Below are 19,550 nucleotides of genomic sequence, written 5' to 3' on the forward strand. Positions count from 1 at the left end.
GGCCGGTGGCCTCAGGAGCCGGTGCCGCGTTCCTCGCGGATGTCGGAGACGACCCGGGCGGCGGTCTGCCGCACGGCGTCGGTCTCGGTCAGGAAGTGCCAGTAGTCGGGGTGGCGCCCCTCCAGACCGGCGATGGCCCGATCCAGCCGGGCCACGGAGTCGTCCAGGGGCCGGGCGTGCCGGGGATCGGGCGTGTGCCGCCCGGCCATGGCGAGGCGCTGGGCGTCCCGCACCGCGAACCGGGTCCGCTCGATCTCCTGCTGCGGGTCCTTCGCCACGGCGTTCAACTGCTGCAACCGGTCCCCGGCGGCGGAGACCGCCTCGTCCGTGGCGTTGAGGAGGGCACGGACCGTGGACAGCCGGGACGTGGCGTCCGCCCAGTGCTGCTCGTCGCGCGCCTTCGCGGCCTCCGCGAGCTTGTCCTCGGCCTGTCGGATGTTGACGGCGGCCTGCTCGGGAACGGGCTGGAGGTCCTGCCAGCAGGCGGCCGAGAAACGCCGCCGCAACTCGCTGAGCACCGGCTCCACCGAGCCCGCCCGTGTCGTCAGGGCCTGGGCGCGGGTCCGCAGCGAGACGAGCCTGCGGTCGATCTCGGCGGCCCGCTCGGGCAGCCGCTCCGCCTCGGTGCGCACGGCCTCGGCATCGCGCAACACCGCGTCGGCCCGCTGAAGGGTCTCCGCGACACCGTGCTTTCCCGCGCCCTGGTTCAGCTTGGTCAGCTCCGGGGCGAGCGCGGCGAGCCGGGCGGCGAGCTCATCGGCCCGCAGCCCCGAGGCCCGGGCGCCGTCGAGGGCGTTGCTCGCTCCCAGGAGCGCCTGCCGGGCCCGCTCGACGGCGGGGGCGAGCCGGGCGAGCTGCGTCTCCGCACTGCCCAGCAGAGGGCCGAGCCCCTGGGTGAAGCGATCCAGCTCGCCCTTGACCCGTACGAGGTCGTCCTTGGCCCGGCTCAGCTCGGTGCGGGCCCGGGAGGCGGCGGCGGGCTCCAGGTCGTCCCGGTCGAGGTCGTGGCTGTCGACGGCGGTGATGTAGGTGTGACTGACCTCGTCGATGCGCCGGCCGAGCGCGGCGAAGTCCTCGGAGGCCTTGCGCCCGCGCGAGGAGCTGTCCACCGCGTTGATGGTCTCGATGGAGATCCTGAGATCACGCTGGGCACTGTCCAGCTCGTAGAACGCTTCGGCGGCGGCGTCCTTCGCGGCCTGCGCCTCGGCCCGCTCGTTCTCCCCGCGCCCGCCGAACCACCGGCGCGTTCCGCCACCGGCGAAGGCGGCGGGCAGCGCGGCGAGCACGAGGGGCACGGGCAGGAGCATCAGCGCCAGGACATCCCAGCCGCCGGAACCGCCCCGCCCGCCCGGCCTGCGCGACCTCCCGGGGGCGTGCTGCCCCGGCAGGCCCTGACCACTCTGGACGGCGGAACCTACACCCGCTCCTGCCTCCGGCCGCGCGTGTGTCGCCGTCACATCCCTCTCCCGTGCCGATTCGCCCTGCCCGGTACATTCTCCCACCAGGTAAGGACGAACACACGGGTCGGTTAGTTCGCGCTTCGAACAGTGACTTGGCCGTTGTCGCTGCGCGCCTTCACCACATGCGCGCTGTCGTCGCCCCGCGGCACCCCGATCGAGACGTTCCCGTTGTCGGCGGAAGCGTTCACCGCGTACTTCTGCCCGCCCGGCGGCAGGTCGATGGTGATACCTCCGTTGTCGCTGACGGTGTCCACGAGGTCGGGCACGGAACGGAAGGCCAGCCGTATCTCCCCGTTGTCGGCACGGGCGACCACGGAGGGGGAGGAGATCCGGTCCGCCCGCACCTTTCCGTTGTCGGTCTTCAGCTTCAGCGCGCCGCTCGCGTCCCGGACATCGATCTTCCCGTTGTCCGACGAGAGGTCCAGCGCGCGGTCGAAGCCGGTGGCGCGGATCGCCCCGTTGTCCGACGAGGCCGTCACATCGATCCCGCGGGGCACCTTCACCCGGTGCCGGGCCTCGCAGTTGTTGATCAGAGCGTCACACTCCACCCGCAGCCTGAGGGTGTCGCCCTCCATGCTCCAGACGGGGTCGGGCCCGCTGCCCAGCACCACCCACCCGTCGACCTGCCGCTCCACCTCGACCTGCTTCACATCGGCCGGCACGAGGTCCACGGCCGCGTTCTCGGAGTCGATGGTCAGGGTCTTCCCCTCCAGAGCGAACGACTTGCGCTCGACGGGGGCGCCGTCGACGTCCGTACTCCCGCACCCGGTGAGAGCCAGGGCCAACAACGCGACCCCGCCCCCCAGAGCGAGAGCCCGCCCAGGTGCTCCACGGAGCGTGCGGGTCGCTGCGCTCGTAACGATGTCCACGGTGATCGGTCCCCCAGTGCGTGCTGCCGGACGGTGCCACCGGACGTCGCTGCCGGTGCACTCGAACCGTATGCACTGACGCCCCACGACGGGATCCGGACGGCTACCGTCTCGTGGTGGGGTTATCCCCCGGATCCTCCCCCGGCGAGGGCCCGCGGACGACAGGCCCACGGGATATCCCCACCCCGCCCAGGAACGGTTTATGAGCAGGGACCCCGCTCCATGTACGCTGTTGCCTCATCCACGGGTGCGTAGCTCAGGGGTAGAGCGCTGCTCTTACAAAGCAGATGTCGGCGGTTCGAAACCGTCCGCGCCCACAGCGGTAACTAGCAGGTGAGAGCCTGCATCGGCCCCTCGGTCCACACGGATCGGGGGGCCGTTTCCATGATCGATGCCGCATGGATGCCACATCCCCACCGGGGGCACTGGATTCGTCACCCGTCCGAGGGGTGGACTCCGTGGCCCCGGCACGTAGAGTGCAGGCACGGACGGGGCAGGCGTGACTCCCCACACGCGCCTGACACGCGCCGTCCGGATACCTGTGGCGACTGGGCGGGGAGGCCCGGCCCACAGGAGCGAGGCCCCCGCCGTGTATATCGGCGGGGGCCTTCTGCTGCCCAACGTAGACCGCCCCGCACCCTGATGGGTGCGGGGCGGGACGTCTTGACCGAGTCATGACGTCTAACGGCGCAATGAGGTGGACACGCGAACACCCCTGCGCCGCTCCGGTGCTACGCCCGGCGTACGGACGTAGCCGCTCAGTGTAGGTTCTGCCCTACATACGTTGGATCTTGATTGGCTGAACGTGGTGGAGTGCCACGCTCCGTACCGCCGCCCGCCTGGGTCATCACCCGCCGCCGTGCCATCGGAGACCGCATCCGCGCCGCCCGACTGGCCGCACGCCAGACCCAGGAGCAGATCGCACTGAACACCGGCATGGACCGGGCCACGTACAACCGCATCGAGCAGGGCCACTCAGCAGCGCTCGTCGACAGCCTGATCCTCATCGCCGACGCCATCGGTGTCCCGCTCTCCGACCTCGTCCGCGAAGGCCCGCCGCCTCAGCCGTAGATGACGAAACACCGGTCGCACTGGGACTTGGTGTCCGAGATCGGACGGATGTAGCCCCCGCACAGAGGGCAAAAAATCTGCAGGATCGCAGGCACAACGATGCGCTTCATGCTGTATCCCTTCGTTAAACCGGCGGGGTCCCCGGCGGCGACGGAGTCGGAGGCGGGTGCGGCAGCGGCGGCCCCTGATCCGGGGGCGTCTGCGGCGTACCGCTCCCGTGCCGGCCCGCCTCAATCCGGCGGGTCGTCAGCCCGTAGATACCGAACGGCGGGAACAGGTCGACGCGCCGCGGGTAGCCGCCGGACGCGCACGGGCGGCACAGCAGATCCGCGCCGGCAGCGGTGACGCGCACGCCCTCCACCGGGTTCACCCAGCAGGCCTCGCAGGTGGTGACCGTGGTCGGCGCCAGGGTGGTCGTCATGGGCGCCGCCCCGGGGGTGTGGTCGGGCGGGTGTCGGTGGTACGCATGGTGGTGCCTCCGTCCTGCTGGATGGATGGTGACCCGTCTCGGCCGCTGTCCTGCCAGGGAGTGGGCGGCCGGGGCGGGAACTCAGGTGTGGCAAGGGCAATCGCAACGCAGCCGTTCGACGACGGCGTTGCCCACAGTGGCGTCGAGGTTGCCCGCGCACAGCCGGTGCGCCTCGGGCCAGGCGGCGGCGGCACGGCACTCCGGGGAGGTGTAGGCCGCCGCAGGCCGAGCAGCGGGCCGGTGGTCCACGGCCGTCACCGGGGGGCCCGCTCGGAGCAGGCGCCCGCGTCGAAGCACTCGCGGGGGAACCAGCTGTACGCGGCGCCCGTGGGCGGTACGACGCGCTGCTCGCCGAGGTCGACGCCCAGGCCGACGCCAAGGGGTTCGCTGCACCAGACGCACGTCCAACCGCGCTGCTGCTGTTCGAGCATGTCGCTGACCGGCGGTAACTCGCGTACAGGCACAGCCGCCTCCCGGGTCGTCGGAGTAGTCCTCAGACCGTAGAGAAAGCTGTTTCTCGGAACCCGCCGTGTTTCTCGATGTTTCTCCGGTGGGCCCCGCTGTTGCGCCGGGTTTCTCAGAAGCCGATCGCGGCCCGCGCGCGAGCGATCACCCCGTGCGCGGCGCGCCCCGTCACCGCCCCGTCGGCCAACCCGTCCCAGACCTTCGCGTACAGGGCGATGTCGTCGGCCGAGTCCAGCCACATCTCCGTGTGCCACGTCTCGGCGATGACCAGCCGGTCGTCGTGGATCCAGAAGTCATCGCCTACGCCGATCCGTACGTCGGCGGTGAGCGGGATGATCCCCAACTCGACGGTGCTCAGTCCGTTCACGGACATCAGCCGGTCCAACTGGTCGGCGAGCACGGCGCGCGAGCAGATCCGCGTGTGAAGGGCAGCCTCGGCGACGAGCACCCGGTACCGGCGGCCGGAGCGGTAAAGCCCCTCCTGCCGGCGCATCCGGGAAGCGACCGCCGCGTCGAGGTCGCGGGTCACACCATGCAGGTCGGCGTACCGGGAGAGCACGCTGCGCGCGTACTCGGGAGTCTGGAACACCCCAGGGATGACGGCTGCACTGAATCCGCGGAACACGGTGGTCCTCTCGTGTTGGGCGCCGAGCGCGTCCTGGACGGCGCGGTGCCCGCCCGCGAGCTGGCGACGCCAGGACCGATACGTGGACTCCAGCCCGGCGAGGCGGCCGTGCAACTCGGCAGCGCACTCGGGCTGCCCGACCGCCTCCGCCCACATGGTGAGGTCCGCCGTGCTCGCGGTCTGCTTGCCGTTCTCCAGCTTCGAGATCTTCGACGGTGCCCACCCGCAGCGGGCGGCGAAGTCGCGGACGTTCAGCCCGGCCTCGGTGCGCAGCTCGCGGAGCCGCACACCGAGGAGGAGCCGGGCGCGCTGGAAGTCGGTGCTCACATAGGGGACGGTACCCGGCCGATGAAGTCCCCGTACGGGACGGCGTAGTGCCATGTCGCGTCACGGACCTGGCACGCCCGGAGCACCTGCTCCGGGTCGGTGGTCAGCTCCATCCGGCGGTCCGCGTCATCCCAGTTGAAGCGGGCCAGGACCCGGGAGTCGAACAGCCAGAAGTCGCCCTCGCCCGCGAGGTTGAGCGCGGCCGCTGTCGACCGGTGCAGGTAGCGGATGTCCTCGCCGGCCGCCAAATTGCTGGGTGTGGTGGCCAGCAGATACCGCTGGTTGTCCGTCGGAGGCTCGTCGACCAGGCGGACCCGCTCGATGCGCCGCCCGTCTGCCGTCTGCGCGCGGGCGTTGGTAAACCAGGGGCCGCCGTCGTCGAGGGGCGGCATGACACCCTGGAGGAACTGCTGGTACTCCTCGGTCCCTTGGTCGGCTGCGTACTCCCGGCGGGTCTCCAGCCGCCATGCGGTGTGCTCGAAGCCGTCGCGGAAATACTCGAGTATCTGGGCGGCGGGTACGGCGTCCTGCACCATCAGTTCCTTGGGGCGAAGTTGACGAGGAGCGCCCGGTCGACGACGACGAGCGACTCGCCCTTCAGCGGGTTGGCCATCTGCGCGAGAACCTCGGGGTCGGTGACGGTGTACCCCTGGACGAGGATCTCCCCCGACTCAACGTCCTCGTACAAGGTCGGGCACTCGCCCGTCTTCGAGTTGGTGCCGAGCATCCGCAGTGTGCGGGCCATGTGCGTCCCCTCCCGATCGTGGGCCCTGGCGGGTGGCCGGGGCGTGATCGACCGTAGCCCGGCGATCAAGAAACACGCCACCGATCAGGCGCACGTACGTACCGGGCCCGGGAGGTCGTACGATTCCGGCCGTGGCTGACATCGACATTCCCGAGTCCCTGATCGAGCTGGAACGCAAGGCCTGGGCCGAGCAGCAGGCTGGCGTGCTGACCGTGGCGACCGCCGCCACGGTGCAGCAGGCGTACACCGACCACGCGGTGGCGGCCGGGCTCTCCCGGTACGAGGTGGAGCGCACAGTGAAGCGGCTGGTCCGGCACCCGGACCCCGACGACGCCTGACCCTGAACGCACAGCAGCGCCCCGCCGCCGGCCGAAACCGGGGCGGGGCGCAGTCAGTTCATCAGGCGGTGAAGACGGCGAAGTTGAACGTCACCTCGTACCCCTGCTCGTCGAAGCACTCGATGTTCCACACCTCGTCCCGGTCCGCCAGGGACATCAGGACCCGGCCGACCTTCTCCACCCCCGCGGCGCCCACGGTTTTCTCCATGGGGCCGGTGCGGTTCTCGTAGCGGAGGGTGTACTGCGGTTCGCGGCCGAGGTCGACGGCGGTGAGCAGGCCAGGGATGTCGGCGGTCATCTCGTCGTGGGTGGGGGTGGTGTGGGTGGTGCCGACGCGGGTGATGCCGGCCTGGGTGGCGGTGGTGTAGGCGATGAGGTGGATGGTGAACACGGTGGTCTCCCTCGTGGGGTCAGGCGGCGGCGAGGACGGCGTAGCGGTCGGCGTAGTAGGCGGCGTCGTCGCGGGCGATCTCGCGGCCGACGATCGTGGCGGGGCAGGTGGCGACGGGGAGGGCGACCGGGGCGTCGTCGGTGCGGGTGGGGCGAGTGACGGTGTAGGCGGTGCGGTGGATCGTGTAGGCCTGGATGCGGTCGAGGCGGAAGGTCCGGCTCTCGCCGGTCTCGCGGTCCATGGCCTTGAGGATGATGTCTCCGGCCTTGGTGGTGCGGGTGTCGTAGATCTCGATGGTGCGGATGGTCTCGGTGCCGTCGGCCTTGGTGTAGGTGATGGTGACGGGGTGCTGGCGGTCGGCGGCGGCGAGGAGGCGGGTGAGGGTCTGTGCCTGGGTCTCGTTGGCGGTGGTCTTCATTGGGTCCCCCTCGTTGCCGCTTCCTTGTGAGACCTATGTTGGCCTACCCAGTTGGCCATTGTCAACAGGGTAGGCATAGAGAGTTGGCCTAGCTTGTGGGAGAGTGGGGTTCATGGACACAGCCCGACTCGAACTCGCAGCCCAGCGGTACCGCGAGGCAGAGCAAGCGCTCGAAGCCGCTCGCGAAGACCTCCAGGCCGAAGCCGTGGCCGCCCTCCAGCAGGGCGAGGAGCGCGGCAACCAGGCGACCGTCGCCCGCATCACCGGGTGGACCAGGGAGTACGTGCGCCGCCTCAAGAAGAAGGCAGACGAGGCCGCGGCAGAGTAGGCGCAGCCCACGCCGAAGCCCCCTCCCGCGCCTGGCGGAAGGGGGCTTCGGCATAGCTCACGGGTACTGGCGGCGGGTCGGATCGAGCGCCAGGGAACTTGGCGACGGATCAGGATCCGCCGGCCCCGGTGCCGAGGAGCGGCGGCACATCAGCCCGTCCGGATCACCCGGCGGCGGCTGCAAGCTGTACCCCACCGGGCAGTCGGGGCCGGGAGGACCCGCCGACCCGCGCTCGCCCGGGTCTCCCTTCTCGCCCTTCTCACCGCGCTCGCCAGGAGCGCCGTCCGCGCCGTTGACCCCGTCCGCGCCGTCCTTCCCGGGCGCTCCCGTCACCGCCGGGCCCGGCTGGCCGGCGGCCCCGGGCTCCCCGTCCGAGCCGTCCTCCCCGGGTGCGCCGGCCTCGCCCTTCGGTCCGCGCGGGCCCGTTGCGCCGGGGATCGGCACCGGCACCTCCAGCCGGTCCGGCAGATCATCGACCGCCGCCGCCGGATCAGGTGCTGCCGGGGTGCCGCCCTCGGCCTGAATCTGCGAACGGAGAGTCCGCACGTCCGCAGCCAACGTCGACACCGCACCGCCACGCCGGTCAGCTTCCGCCGCCAGCTGGTCCGCGTGGTCTTCCGCCTGGCCGATCTTCAAGAAGGCAATCGCGATTGCGCCCCCCAAGAAGAGGAGCGCGGCCACCAGCCACAGCAGGTACCGGCGCCGGTAGAACATGCGCTCTGCCCGCGTCATGGGGTACCTCCCAACTGCGTGACCAGCAGGCGCAACCTGGCCACTTCCAGCTCCAGGGCGGCCGCCCGCTGCTCGGCCAGACCCTGATCCGTCTCCGCCTTGTCCCGCTCAGCTGTGAGCCGCGCGGTGAGGCTGTCGTATCCGGTGATGACTCCGCCCTCCCGGGCTGCTCGCGTCGCGCCTCGGGAGCCGTAGACGGCCGCTGCCGCAGCTACCGGGCTGGCCAGCAGTGCGCCGAGCGCGGTGAGCATGGCAGCGTCCACACGTCCTCCGGTTGCGCTTAGGTGTGCAGCTCAGACGCTGGTCGGTCGGGCCGGGGCCAGCGGCGGGGTGATGGGGGTGACCTGGCCGCGGGTGATGAACATGAGGACGGCGAGGACGCACCCGTTGATGGCGGCTGTGGTGGTCGGGGCGACCTCGAAGCCGAACGCGCCGACGGCGGACGCGATCGTGGCGACGGCGGCGGTGAACGCCTGCACGGCGATCGGGCGGGTGAGGGCGGCGGCGATCGCGCCGAGGACCGCGGACGTCCCGGCGACGAGCCACCCAGCCTGGACGGCGGACAGCCCGACGTTGAAGGTAACGACCAGGCCGAGGATCGCGGCCAAACTGTTGAGCCAGAGAGCGGGCTCCCGCCCGAAGATGGGACGCATGGTCAGCCTTCCTTGCTGTTGATGTCGACGTCGACCTTGATGACGGCGTCAGCGATGGCCTTCTCGACGGCGTCGACCACCGCAGTGGTGTCGACGCCCTTACCGACCAGGCCGGCCAGGGTCTGGATCGCAGCGGCCTGCGCGAGCTGTGTCGTCCGAATCAGGCGGACGTTGGTGGTCAGGCCCTCGATGTGGGAGGCCAGCGACCAGTGCTTGTTCGTGGCGTAGGTCGATGAGTCCTTCGGGGCCTTGAAGATGCCGTCAGTTGTGGCCAGGGTCTTGATGTCGTCCTTGGTCAGGGGCATGTCGGTCTCCTTGCTGGGGTCGGTGGTCTTGCCGGTGGCGCGGGCGACGATCCCTGGGAACACCACCTCGCGGAACTGCTTGATGCGAGCCTTGCCGGGGCACGCGGTGCCCGACGTCGACCACGCCGCGAACATGGAGTGATAGCCGAACCCGGGGTCTGACGCTGTGCGGCAGATCCGCAGCGGGATCCTGTGGTGCTGGTGCGCCCACACCCCGAGCTTGATCAGCTCCTCGACCTGGGATGCGTTCCACGGGTCCGTCGCCGTTGAGTTCGAGGCGGTCTCCACCGAGATCGCCCCGCTCCCGTCCGACCGCCGGTTCGCCCCGGCGTTCGCGTCGGCCCGCGTCTCGGTGCCGATGTACTGGGCGATGTCCCCCGCCCCGTACCCGATCCCGAAGTGCGATTCGAGGTTGGTGGAGTCGCGCCAGAACTCGTAGGTTCTGCGCGCGGTCCAGTTCGCGACGATGCTGTGGACGATGAGCTGCGTCGGCCGGATCGCCGCCTGGGCATCCGACTCGGGCTGCAACTCCATCTTCTTGGCACCGGGGTACCAGGCCATCAGGCCTCCTGACATGGTGTGGCCCAGACCGGAACGGCCCGGGGCGGATGAGTTACACGGGCTCGGTGACCGTGACCGTGAACCCGGTGTAGACCTGGAAAGCGCCAGCACCACCAGCACCGTTGATCACGCCTTCGAGCTGGAGCGCGTGAGATCCAGCAGCAGCGAACGTGCCGGACCAGAGCATGGCCACGGTGTCGCGATCCAGGGTGTCCATGGCGTGGATCGCCAGCCCGGTCTGCGCGACGGTGTCGACGACGAGGCGACCGACCATGAGGTTGGTGGTGTGGGTCGTCGTGACCGAGCAGTCGAACACCCCGACGGCGGTCCACGTGGCGTTGGCGACGGTGCTGGGCAGGGTGAGGGAGCAGCCCGGAATGAGGGCGTAGGTGGTGCTGGCCGACAGCGCCGACGTGGCGGCCGCCGAGAACTGCCGGGGCTGCATTCGGTTGAGCTGCCCGGCGGTGACGATCTGACCGGAGAGGATCGGCATCAGGCTCCCTTCAGAGCGCGGCGCGCATCGGGTGGGTGAGGGACAGCGGCGTCCCGGCCGAGTGGCCCTTGACGATGCCGTTGGCGGACCGGGTGACGGTCATGACCTGCGGGGTGATGACCTCGAAGTTGTCGTACGTGAATGCGACGGGGACGGGCCCGGTGTAGCCGGGCTGGAGGTAGCTCCGCACCCCGACCTGCCCTGCACCAGTGATCGCGGCGGTGGTCACGGACGCGGGCCACGTCGTCGGCTCCGCGCTGCTCGTCGGCCAGGCCCGTGCCCGCAGCGTCGTCCCGGTGATCTGCGCCCGGATCCGCCACTGCTGACCAGCCGTGTACGTGCCCACGCCGACGACCTGCGCGTTGGACTGGGACCCGGCGACACGGGGCGACAGGCACAGCAGCGCCGAGCCGTCCGGCTGCCACTGGAGACGCACGTGGTAGTACGTCTCGGCGGCGGTCTGGCGCAGGATCAGCCCTGCGGTGATGCCGTCGCCCGTCGTCAGGACCGGCACGGTGATGGACACCGCCACATCAGCATCTGCCAGCACCGCCGGGAGCACCGACGCGTAGCTGACGTTGAGCTGGGTGGCTGTGCTGGCCCCGGCACCGGTGGCCACCGACCACGCCGCCCCCGTCGCGGACCAGGCGCCGCCGACGTCCGCAGTGCCCCAGCCGCCGGCCTCGGACCGGCTGAAGGTGTCGTGGACGCCGATCGCGGTGACGGTCGCCTGCTCGCCGCCCGCGGTCACGTCGAACGGGAACTGATCAGGGAACTCGGCTGTGGTGATCCAGGCCGGGCCGGCCGTCACCGTGACCGGCCACATCGTCGCAGCGTCCGTGACCGCGACCGCCAGCTCGGTGCCATCCGTATCCGCGCGGCCCAGCACCGGGTCCTCCACCACACCCACCTGCCACGGCCCGGCGGGCGAGCAGTTCATCGTCAGCTCCCACGACAGGTTGCTGAGCGTCTCCCGGTAGCCCTCCACCATCAGGTCCACCGGGCCCGGCGGCAGATACGTAGGCAGGTCCGTGATCCGGACCAGATCCCCGACGTCCAGGGCGGCCGCTGCCTCGATCAGCTCAGGGTGCTTATGCAGCAGGATCCGCACCTGCTTGTACCGGGCCTCATCCCACGTACCCAGGTGCAGCGCCCACGCCGCGACGTCGTCCAGTTGGTAGTCGGCGGCCAGGGACAGCTCCACGGCCTCGTCGTACATGCCGACGCCAGCAGGGGGAGGGAGCACCGAGAGCGGCCCAGCTTCCTGAACCAGCCGCACAGAGCTGCCGCCCGACCGGGACCGGGTGACATCGTTTCGAATGTGGGTGTCGTCGTCGACCGGCTCGAACGGCTGGACGATCTGGGAGTACGCCAGCGTCAGCGCAGGCGCCTGGTTGTACAGCGTGGTCCGGGCCCGGTACACCAGGCCGAGCCGCTCCCGATCCTCGTACAAGATGCCGCCGTCGGAGGCCTCACACTCCAGCAGCAGATTCAGGAGGGTGTCCGGGCGCTGGGGGCCCATCGGCGGCGTGTCCGTAGCGGACCCGACCAGGGCGAGCGGCAGTCCCTCCTCGGTGGTGAGGCGCAGGGCCCGTGCCCCGGCAGTCTCGCCGGTGAACCCGTGGTCAGCCAGGGAGTACGCATCAGTCAGCTCGACGGGGAACACCGCGAGGTGGCCGACCCGCAGACCGTCGACGGACGCCCCGACCGTCGTCTCGATCTGGGTGACGCGCCCCGCCGTGCCCGAATACGTGCTCCCGAACCCGCCAGCATCCCCGCTGATGTTGATCCAGGACAGGCGCCAGGAGACGGTGCCGCCGGACTGCGAGACCCGGAACTGGTAGCGGTTCCAGCCTGCCAGGACGTCGTCGTCATCGACTGCCACAGTCTGGTTGACGACAAGGTCACCAGCGGCGTTGTAGCCCTCGATCGTGCCCACGCCGGTGCGCTGGAGGAGCCGCCACCGGCGCACCGTGCCCGAGGTGCGCCACGCCAGGAACTCGCCGTCCGTCGCGGGCGGTGTGCCATCCAGGGTGTAGACCATGTGGACCGACCACTGCGTTGACGCGCCGACCGGGGCAGGCACGGCACCGACCATCCGGCCGCCCGCCTCGATCGTCGGCAGAGCAGACGACCCGGCCAGCGACGCGTCCTGCCCGAAGGACACACCTGTCACCCGGAGAGGTGCGACCCCCTGAATCGGTGAGTACGCGGCTGTCGCACCCGACTGGTCCTCCATCGGCCAGTACGCCAGCGGGCTGTACGACGGGACCCGGCGGCGCAATGTGGATTCCAGCGCCTTCGCGCCCTGGGACAGGCGGCGCAGAATGCCTGCGCCCTGGAGCGCCACGTCCATGTCGGCGCCGCCCACCGTCCAACGGGGTGCCCACGTCGGGACCTCGACCACGGCCCGGGTCCGGTGCGAGGTGATTTCCGCGCCGCCCGCTGTGGACCATGTGCGGCCGGCGGCGTCGGTGAAGGCGGTCGCGCCAACGGTCTGGGCCGTGAGGTCCGGGTTCGCCACGACGGTGCCGCCGATTCCGTTCCGGATCTCCGCTGCGAAGACATTGCCTGCGGCGAGAGCGAACGCGCTTCCGCTGTCGTCACCGAGTTCCACCGGTGCGGACCCGCTGAACAGGCTCGTCGTGCCGGTCGTGATGACTGGCGCACCGAGAACAGTCCACGGACCGGCGATCGTCGGAGCGGTATAGAAGGTCACGGTGTGACCGGCCGCCCCGTTGTTCACGTCGAGGGTGGCGCGGATCGCGACGCGCTGCCCCGGGCGTGCCGGAATCGCTGTCGACGACTTCGAGGTGGTGGCCGAACCGTCCGTCGACCAGTACAGCAGGACCCTGGACCGCCACAGGGTCAGCAGCCACGACCTTTGGTTGCCCGTGGACTGCCACTTGGCCATGACCTCCAGAGGATCCCCGGCCGCCAGCCACACGTCGTACGCGGCATCGACCCGCAGATCAAGGTCGCCGGTGATATCGAGGCTGCTGTGGTCCGGGGTGCTCAGCCGCCCGGCCGCGGTGTCCCCGACGCGCAGGCTGACCGGGGCGACGTTGGCCAGGTGTCGCATCGGGGTGTTCCGGCCGAGCCTTCCGTAGTACGGGGACATCGGGTGCCGCGGGTAGTAGCGCCCGTCGGGCGACTTGAGCGTCAGGTTCACCGACGCCCGGTCCACGCGGGCGCCCTCCCCGGACCGGCCCCGCGTGTGAACGAGCTCGGCTCCGCCCTTCACGTCGTCGGTGACGTCCGTCCACACCCCGTCGACCTGGATCTGCACGCGCGCCTCGGGCACGGTCATGGTTATCCCCTCCCTTGGCCGAGGGCGGCCTGCACGTTGCCGCCGGACAGGGTCTGGATCTGACCGCGCAGCGGGTCGATGAGGACCTCCGCCAGGGCCCGGCCGTCCAGGGCGAGCTGCACCACGATCGGCTGCCCGCCACCCCCGGCGTGCCCGCCGGCCAACATGCGCTTCGTGTCCGGGTCCGACCGCACCCGCGACCCGGGGGCCAGATCGACCAGCTCGGGGCCCTGCTCGCCGACGAGCGTCATCCGGGACCGGGGGCCACCGGCTGCTGCGCCGATGACACCGCCGTGGGCGTAGCCGAGCTGCGTGCCGTGTGCGCCCTCGCGCCGGGCCTGCATGTGCGTGATCACGTAGGTGTGGCTGGTCTTGCCGTTGATCGCGTCGAGCTGGCGGCGGGCCGACGCGATGGACTTCTCCAGCTGGTAGATGTTGCCCCTGATCTGGGCTTTCCTGGAGTCCGGGACCGACTTGAGCTTGGCCTTCGCCGAGTTGAGCTTCTGCTGGAGATCCTCCATGTTGCCCTTGAGCCGGGCCGTCTTGTCCGGCGTCTTCAGGATCTGGGCGGCGAGCTTCCGAGCCTGGTTCTCCGTCATGCCCATCGCCTGCGCCGACTCGATCAGCTTCGCGCGGCCCCGGTCATAGATCCCGTTGACGGTCTCCCAGCTGGAGCCGTTCGTTCGGGCGGCCTCGGCAGCCTTCATCGTTGCCGACGCCAGGTTGTCCAACGCCTCGTTGTTCGCCCGGCCCTTCTCTGTGTTGTTGTCGAGGGTCTTGCCGTTCTTCGCCATCGCCTCGTCGGCCGCGTCGATCGCCGCCTCCATGCCGCGAATCCCCCCGCGGGCCTGGATGTACTGGTTCGACAGGGCGTTGATCGACTGGGCGAGCCCGTCTGCGCTGCGCTTCTGCGCGTCCAACTTGGCCTGAACCTGGAGGGACTGCTCGCCGAACACGCCCATGCTGTTCGCGATCAGCTGCTGCTCGAACGCCGCGTTGGCGAGAGCCTCGTCGTACTCGGTGAGCGCCGATTTCAGCCCGGCCGTGGAGTACCCGGCCTCGACCATCATCGCCTTGATGCGGTCCAGCCCAGCGGCGGCGAGGTCGGCTTTCCCGCCGGACACGAGCGAGGCGAGGCTCTTGTCGAGCGCCTGGATCTCCTTGGTGCCTTCCTTCAGGTTGATCGGGTTCTCGTCGAACCGCTTGAAGAACTCGTCCGCCGAAACCCCGGCCCCGGCCAGCACGCTGAGGCTGGACATGAGGCCGTCGAGGTCTTTCCCGAACACGCGGGTCATCTCGCCTGCGGCCTTGCCCGACTGGGCGAACTGGCCGAGGCTGCTGGTCATCTTGTCGATGTTCGGTGGCGCGGCCTTCCCGATGTCCGACAGCTCCATCAGCGTGATGACGAGGAGCCCCACCCCGGTCGCGGCGACCGCCAACTTCGCCCCGCGCGACAGGGCGGCGAACGCGGCCGTCAACATGCCCATGCGGGTGCCGGCCCCGACGGCCGCGACACCGGCGGCGGTGATCTGGACCCGGACCGCAGCCATCGCTGCTCCGGCCACGGCCATGCCGGCCGCTGCCATCTTCACGGCCTTGAAGGCGAGCGCGAGCTGGAGTAGGCGGGTGAGGACTTCCGGGGGGACGGAGGCGACGAGCCCGGCGAACGCGTTGATCAAGGTGAGCATCCCGACGCCGGTCTCTGCCGAGGCGACGAGCAAGTTCGAGAGGGCCTCGACAAGGTTCATCAGCGTCTCGCCGACGAGGGGCCCGGACTCACGCGCGTACTGCATGAACTCGCTGACCCCGCCGCCGACCTTGCCGGTGTCGAGGGTGCGAGTGAACTGCACCAGCGCGCTGTTGGCCTTCGCGAGGGACACCGTGGAGAAGTCGGCGAAGCTCTTCATGAACCGCTCGAAGCCGGCGGACTGGATGCCCCCGGCTGCGATGGTGACGAACCGCTCCAGCTCGCGAGACGTGCCCTTCACCAGCGGCGTCATCTTCGGGAACAAGGCGCCCAGCGCGGCAACGCTCTTGGTGACGACCGGCATTGTGTCGTCGGCCAGCGCGTTACTCCAGTCCTCGTACCCCTCTTTCAGGACCGACAGGGCTGCGGCTGCCTCACGGGTCGCCGGGGGCATGTCCTCGATGGAGTCGAGGTAGGCCTCCTCCGTCTTCGCCGCCTCAGCCGACGCCGCGCCGTGCTTCTCCACCGCGTCGGTGTACTTCTCCTCAGCCTCCGCAGCCTCGGACATGGCCTGGATCTGCGGGATGATCGCCGCCCCGAACGCGGCGATGCCGATCGTGGCGGCGCCCATCCCGGCGACGAGCGGCGCGGTGGACGCGGCGATCGGGAGGAGCGCCGGGGCGAGGGAGACCGCCGTGCCGACGAGGGAACCGAAGGACCGGTCCATGTCCTTCGTGCTGTTCTCCAGCCGCTGAAGCGACCGGTTCACCGCGGAGATGCCCTGAGTGGTGGCGTCGCGGACACGGACCACGATGCTCACGTCGTCGGCCATGCGTCACCACCTCCCAGGTCGTCGGTTCGTTTCGGGTTGCCGCGCTGCTCGATGAGGAGCAGCCGGTACAGAGAGGCGTCCTCGGCGAGGAGGGCGCTGGGCAGGCAGTGGAACCTTTCGCAGAGACCGAGGACGGTCTCCGCGTGGATCAGCTCGCGAGGCTTTCCGACAGGGGTTCCATCGGCAGCGACGCCTCCAGGGACGGCTGCCCATCGGTCGAGCTCGGCTCCAAAGGGGCCGACACACCAGCGAGACCGTTCATCCAGGCCGTCGCCAGGGCAAGCATGAGGTCCTGATCCTGCTCGAACACGGCGGCCGGAGTGACTGGCACCGGCGCACCGGTCTCGTCCTCCAGGTTCCAAGAGAGGAGGGACTGACTCATCTCCCGCAGCTGTTCGAACAGGCTCGACTTGTCGACTTCGCCGATGCCCTGGAGGTTGAGGAACTCGCCCAGCGTCTTGCCGCGCAGGACCGCCTCGAACCCGGCGTACTCGTGGGGCTCCTCGAACTTGACCGTGATCTTCTTCGCCTTGTGCCGGTAGCCCGCCATATCAGGCCCCCGTCCAGGTCGGGACCGTACCGTCGGACAGGACGCCGGGCACCGCCCACGTCAGCTCACCCGAGTCGGACCGTGTGAGCGGGTAGTCGGTGAACACGCACTCGTTCACCAGCGACTGGCCGGACACCGCGATCGTCACCGTCCGGGCCACCGACGTACTGGGCACCGTCTTGAAGACACTGTGCGACTTGCCGGCCGCGTCGTTGAAGACGCCGTTCATCGTGATGCTGAAGTCAGCGAGGAGCAGCAGCCGCTCCATCGCGGACTTGTCGATGCCGGTGACGTCCTGCACCGCGCGAGGCGTCGCGAACTGCAAGTTCGTGATGTCGTTGCGGATGTCCTGCGGGGTGCCCGTCGCGTCATCGACGCTGCACGTGGTCCACCCCAGACCGCTCTCCTTCGGCATGACTACTCCCCACCTTCTCTGTTGCTGTGCCCTACCTGAGCGGGGCGCCTGTTGTTGGCTTGTTCCTTGCGCGTTGCCCACCGGCAGTTGCCGGGCGTGTAGTCGCCGTCGTTGTCGATGCGGTCGAGAGTCAGCCCCACCGGACGCTCGCCCATGTCCGCGAGGAACAGGGCGAAGTCCTGCCACCGCTCGCACACCCGGATCCCGCGCCCGCCGTAGTGGCGGTACTGCGTTGCGCTCGGGTCGTTGCAGCGCTGTTTCATGCTCATCCAGGTGACGTGTGTCGGCGTGTTCGAGTGGCCGTGCCTGGTGTTGGCACTACCGATCGCGGCCTTCGTGCGGGCCGAGTGGCGGTAGGTGCCTGGCGTCCGGCCGGGAGGCTTGAGGACGGTGGAGGTGTCGCCGTGCTTCTTCGCCCGCAGGTAATGCTTCTGGCACAGGCCTCTGCCGTGAGCCCGGGTGGCACAGTCGTCGACCGAGCAGTAGTTCATCCGCGCTCCCGGCTGGTCTGAAAGGCGTCCAGGCCTTCGGCCATGTCCTCGACCCAGTCCGCCGGCCGCTGGTGCTGGCGGACGCGGCCGGTGGGGTTGCCGCGCCAGTCCCCGTCCCGGACGGCGAACAACTGGGGGCGGGTCTGGTGGTCGGTGAAGCACCGCTGCCGGGCCTCGAAGGTGAAGACGGTCAGGCCCGCGCCGGTGCGCTGCTCCCGGAACGTCCGCCCGGCCTGGCCCCGGATGTACGCGGCCTGCTGTTGGCCGAGCGGGGTGGACTCGTCGATCGTCGACTGCCACCCCCGGGCGTACGCCACGCATCCGGCCTGCTCGCACGCCGTGCGGACGAGGGTGTCCGGGGGCTGGGCGATGCTGTACGTCTGGTAGGCACCCGGCGCGAGGAGCTGCCGGTCCACCCTGTTCAGCGGCTGCATCAGAATCGGGTCTCCACTTCGTTGCGGTTCACGGCGACCGCGATCACGGCGTTGGTGAAGGTGCCGGTGGTGGTGGCGCGGAGGTACCGCTGCACCGTCTGGTCGCGGGCCGTCTCCAGACGCTGCGTCGTCGGGCCGGCCGCCGCGGTGAAGACCCCGCCAGTGACCGGATCCCAGGTGACGCCGTCGGCAGATTCTTCGAGGGCCACGGTGACGCTGGTCCCGGTGATGGCGAAGACGTGCAGGTACGCCTGCAACCCGAAGGTCGTGGGCCCGGTGAGAAGGTCGACGGTGTCGCCGTCGGTGGCGGTGGTGTCGGTGCGCTGCCCGGCGGTGAGACCTTGGCACCACTCCAGCCCGTACCCGTTGCCCTGTGTGGCTCCGGCGAAGGTGAACGCCCCGTCGTTGCCGCGGGTGCCGTCGTGGTTGAGCTGCTTGGCGATGCAGCAGGCGACTGGTCCGCCGAGCGTCGCGCCGCGGACGTAGGTCATAAGGACGTCGGTGGTGGGAAGCGCGGCGAGGTGCTCGTGCGTGGCGCCTTCGCTGGGGTTGAAGAAGGCGGTGTAGTCGATGCCGCCGTCGCGGAGGCCGCCGATGCGTTCCATGGCGTACTTGTTGATGGCGGTGACGTCAAGGGTGGCGGGGCCGCCGCCGACGCGGTTGACCGCGCCGATGTCGCCGGAGACGTCGAACCCGCCGATGTACAGGTGGTCGCCGAGACCGGACTGCTTGGTCATGCTGCTTCCTCCCAGAGGTCGTTGACGATGAGGGGCAGCACGATCGTCATGACGCGGTACTCGCCGCCCTCGACGAGGAGGTATCCGGCGACGGCCTCCAGCGGCACGCCGTGCGCACCGAGGAGGTCGACCTGCCGCACAAGGCCACCGAGGGTGAAGTCACCGGCGTACGCGGCGAAGAGCTTGTCGACCGCGTTGAGCATCGCCGGATCGATCGCCTCGTCTGGGGACGAGTTGATGCTGGAGTAGATCCGCACCGTGAACACGAGCCGGGCGGACCCGGAGGCCAGGCCGGATGAGCGGATGAACCCGATCCGCTCCGCCCAGACGGCGCAGCTCAGCCCGTTGCCGGGGGCGTTCTTCGGCTCGGATTCGTTGACCGTTTCGAACAGGCCGAGGCTCATGGCGTGGGACACCACACGGTCGGTGATGTCGGTGATCGGCAGGCTCATCGCAGGAGCCCTCTCGACTGGTACCGGGCGAGGAGCTCCATGCCGATCCGGTTGGCGTCACGGTCGACCATCGGCTTGACCCGGCGGAACGTGCTGTACCCGCGGAACCGGGTGACCGGGTAGTTCCTGCTGCCGGTGCCTTCCAGCCAGTGCCCGTAGATGACACCGCCGTCGGTCACCATGTAGCCGCCACGGCCCCGCTCGACGCCGACACGGGACTGGAAGTACCCGGTCGGGTTCCGCAGCACCTGCCGCAGCCGCCGCTGGACGAGGTCTTCGCCGTGGAGCGCGACCGCGTACTGGAGGTCGTTGGAGTAATGGCCGGTGGCGCGCTGGAACCGGCCGTCGCGGATGGGCCCGGTACGGTTCATGTTCACGCGGACCTGGATAGC

26 protein-coding genes and 1 tRNA gene are annotated in these 19,550 nt (G+C 70.0%); 4 read left to right on the top strand and 23 right to left on the bottom strand.

What is annotated here, in order from left to right:
- Window positions 1-11: 11 nt before the first annotated feature.
- Together CR470_RS02535 and CR470_RS02540 are read right to left on the bottom strand one after the other, a co-directional pair.
- Entirely contained in the window at window positions 12-1,457 is a 1,446-nt protein-coding gene (locus CR470_RS02535; protein WP_097865940.1) for a hypothetical protein, read from the bottom strand.
- A gap of 71 nt (window positions 1,458-1,528) precedes the next feature.
- Window positions 1,529-2,329: a DUF4097 family beta strand repeat-containing protein gene (locus CR470_RS02540; protein ID WP_097865941.1), complete on the bottom strand. Its 801-nt coding sequence runs from the start codon at window positions 2,327-2,329 to the stop codon at window positions 1,529-1,531.
- A gap of 245 nt (window positions 2,330-2,574) precedes the next feature.
- On the opposite strand from CR470_RS02540, the gene CR470_RS02545 reads away from it, so the two are divergent.
- Window positions 2,575-2,646, top strand: a tRNA-Val gene (locus tag CR470_RS02545).
- A 496-nt stretch (window positions 2,647-3,142) separates the two neighbouring features.
- Window positions 3,143-3,400: a helix-turn-helix domain-containing protein gene (locus tag CR470_RS02550; RefSeq protein WP_097865942.1), complete on the top strand. Its 258-nt coding sequence runs from the start codon at window positions 3,143-3,145 to the stop codon at window positions 3,398-3,400.
- A 124-nt stretch (window positions 3,401-3,524) separates the two neighbouring features.
- On the opposite strand, the gene CR470_RS02555 is transcribed toward CR470_RS02550, so the two are convergent.
- The 5 genes from CR470_RS02555 to CR470_RS02575 form a co-directional block, all read right to left on the bottom strand.
- The gene (locus CR470_RS02555) at window positions 3,525-3,821 is read right to left on the bottom strand and encodes a hypothetical protein (protein WP_097865943.1); all 297 of its coding nucleotides are present in this window, start codon (window positions 3,819-3,821) and stop codon (window positions 3,525-3,527) included.
- Between the two features lie 302 nt (window positions 3,822-4,123).
- Window positions 4,124-4,333, bottom strand: coding sequence for a hypothetical protein (locus CR470_RS02560; protein WP_097865944.1), 210 nt, complete (start codon window positions 4,331-4,333; stop codon window positions 4,124-4,126).
- Window positions 4,334-4,446: 113 nt separating this feature from the next.
- Window positions 4,447-5,286, bottom strand: a complete 840-nt coding sequence (locus CR470_RS02565) for a helix-turn-helix domain-containing protein (protein WP_097865945.1) — start codon at window positions 5,284-5,286, stop codon at window positions 4,447-4,449.
- Complete coding sequence (locus CR470_RS02570) at window positions 5,283-5,822, bottom strand: DUF6879 family protein (RefSeq protein WP_097865946.1); 540 nt, start codon at window positions 5,820-5,822, stop codon at window positions 5,283-5,285. The genes CR470_RS02565 and CR470_RS02570 overlap by 4 nt, the downstream gene beginning before the upstream one ends.
- On the bottom strand, window positions 5,822-6,031 hold the full coding sequence (locus CR470_RS02575; RefSeq protein WP_097865947.1) for a hypothetical protein: 210 nt from the start codon (window positions 6,029-6,031) through the stop codon (window positions 5,822-5,824). The genes CR470_RS02570 and CR470_RS02575 overlap by 1 nt, the downstream gene beginning before the upstream one ends.
- 131 nt (window positions 6,032-6,162) lie before the next feature.
- Here CR470_RS02575 and CR470_RS02580 point away from each other — a divergent pair, with 131 nt between their 5' ends.
- On the top strand, window positions 6,163-6,369 hold the full coding sequence (locus CR470_RS02580; RefSeq protein WP_097865948.1) for a hypothetical protein: 207 nt from the start codon (window positions 6,163-6,165) through the stop codon (window positions 6,367-6,369).
- Window positions 6,370-6,430: 61 nt separating this feature from the next.
- Here the strand turns inward: CR470_RS02580 and CR470_RS02585 are convergent, their stop codons facing one another.
- Together CR470_RS02585 and CR470_RS02590 are read right to left on the bottom strand one after the other, a co-directional pair.
- Window positions 6,431-6,760 carry a hypothetical protein gene (locus CR470_RS02585; protein WP_097865949.1) on the bottom strand — a complete coding sequence of 110 codons (330 nt, stop codon included), beginning with the start codon at window positions 6,758-6,760 and terminating at the stop codon, window positions 6,431-6,433.
- Between the two features lie 19 nt (window positions 6,761-6,779).
- Window positions 6,780-7,178 (bottom strand): WYL domain-containing protein, encoded by a 399-nt coding sequence (locus CR470_RS02590; protein ID WP_097865950.1) that lies wholly within the window; start codon window positions 7,176-7,178, stop codon window positions 6,780-6,782.
- Window positions 7,179-7,290: 112 nt separating this feature from the next.
- Here CR470_RS02590 and CR470_RS02595 point away from each other — a divergent pair, with 112 nt between their 5' ends.
- The gene (locus CR470_RS02595; RefSeq protein WP_097865983.1) at window positions 7,291-7,506 is read left to right on the top strand and encodes a hypothetical protein; all 216 of its coding nucleotides are present in this window, start codon (window positions 7,291-7,293) and stop codon (window positions 7,504-7,506) included.
- A 57-nt stretch (window positions 7,507-7,563) separates the two neighbouring features.
- Here the strand turns inward: CR470_RS02595 and CR470_RS02600 are convergent, their stop codons facing one another.
- From CR470_RS02600 to CR470_RS02665, 14 genes are all read right to left on the bottom strand, one after another.
- Window positions 7,564-8,220 (bottom strand): collagen-like protein, encoded by a 657-nt coding sequence (locus tag CR470_RS02600; protein ID WP_257138363.1) that lies wholly within the window; start codon window positions 8,218-8,220, stop codon window positions 7,564-7,566.
- 14 nt (window positions 8,221-8,234) lie between these two features.
- Window positions 8,235-8,501 (bottom strand): hypothetical protein, encoded by a 267-nt coding sequence (locus CR470_RS02605; protein WP_097865952.1) that lies wholly within the window; start codon window positions 8,499-8,501, stop codon window positions 8,235-8,237.
- 30 nt (window positions 8,502-8,531) lie between these two features.
- Window positions 8,532-8,891, bottom strand: a complete 360-nt coding sequence (locus CR470_RS02610; RefSeq protein ID WP_097865953.1) for a hypothetical protein — start codon at window positions 8,889-8,891, stop codon at window positions 8,532-8,534.
- A 2-nt stretch (window positions 8,892-8,893) separates the two neighbouring features.
- Entirely contained in the window at window positions 8,894-9,757 is an 864-nt protein-coding gene (locus CR470_RS02615) for a peptidoglycan recognition protein family protein (RefSeq protein ID WP_097865954.1), read from the bottom strand.
- Between the two features lie 52 nt (window positions 9,758-9,809).
- Window positions 9,810-10,250, bottom strand: coding sequence for a hypothetical protein (locus CR470_RS02620; protein WP_097865955.1), 441 nt, complete (start codon window positions 10,248-10,250; stop codon window positions 9,810-9,812).
- A gap of 10 nt (window positions 10,251-10,260) precedes the next feature.
- Window positions 10,261-13,560 (bottom strand): hypothetical protein, encoded by a 3,300-nt coding sequence (locus CR470_RS02625; RefSeq protein ID WP_097865956.1) that lies wholly within the window; start codon window positions 13,558-13,560, stop codon window positions 10,261-10,263.
- 2 nt (window positions 13,561-13,562) lie between these two features.
- Window positions 13,563-16,079 (bottom strand): hypothetical protein, encoded by a 2,517-nt coding sequence (locus CR470_RS02630; RefSeq protein ID WP_097865957.1) that lies wholly within the window; start codon window positions 16,077-16,079, stop codon window positions 13,563-13,565.
- Window positions 16,080-16,227: 148 nt separating this feature from the next.
- Entirely contained in the window at window positions 16,228-16,629 is a 402-nt protein-coding gene (locus CR470_RS02635; protein ID WP_097865958.1) for a hypothetical protein, read from the bottom strand.
- A gap of 1 nt (window position 16,630) precedes the next feature.
- Entirely contained in the window at window positions 16,631-17,044 is a 414-nt protein-coding gene (locus CR470_RS40240) for a hypothetical protein (RefSeq protein WP_257138365.1), read from the bottom strand.
- A gap of 2 nt (window positions 17,045-17,046) precedes the next feature.
- Window positions 17,047-17,535 carry a hypothetical protein gene (locus tag CR470_RS02645; protein WP_097865959.1) on the bottom strand — a complete coding sequence of 163 codons (489 nt, stop codon included), beginning with the start codon at window positions 17,533-17,535 and terminating at the stop codon, window positions 17,047-17,049.
- Window positions 17,532-17,969 carry a hypothetical protein gene (locus CR470_RS02650; protein ID WP_097865960.1) on the bottom strand — a complete coding sequence of 146 codons (438 nt, stop codon included), beginning with the start codon at window positions 17,967-17,969 and terminating at the stop codon, window positions 17,532-17,534. The genes CR470_RS02645 and CR470_RS02650 overlap by 4 nt, the downstream gene beginning before the upstream one ends.
- Window positions 17,969-18,706, bottom strand: coding sequence for a hypothetical protein (locus CR470_RS02655; protein ID WP_097865961.1), 738 nt, complete (start codon window positions 18,704-18,706; stop codon window positions 17,969-17,971). Before CR470_RS02655 ends, CR470_RS02650 begins: the two co-directional genes overlap by 1 nt.
- Complete coding sequence (locus CR470_RS02660) at window positions 18,703-19,158, bottom strand: hypothetical protein (RefSeq protein ID WP_097865962.1); 456 nt, start codon at window positions 19,156-19,158, stop codon at window positions 18,703-18,705. Before CR470_RS02660 ends, CR470_RS02655 begins: the two co-directional genes overlap by 4 nt.
- The gene (locus CR470_RS02665; RefSeq protein WP_143663755.1) at window positions 19,155-19,535 is read right to left on the bottom strand and encodes a hypothetical protein; all 381 of its coding nucleotides are present in this window, start codon (window positions 19,533-19,535) and stop codon (window positions 19,155-19,157) included. Before CR470_RS02665 ends, CR470_RS02660 begins: the two co-directional genes overlap by 4 nt.
- Between the last annotated feature and the right edge of the window lie 15 nt (window positions 19,536-19,550).

The organism is Streptomyces sp. rh34 (genome assembly GCF_002551245.1).
GTDB lineage: Bacteria > Actinomycetota > Actinomycetes > Streptomycetales > Streptomycetaceae > Streptomyces.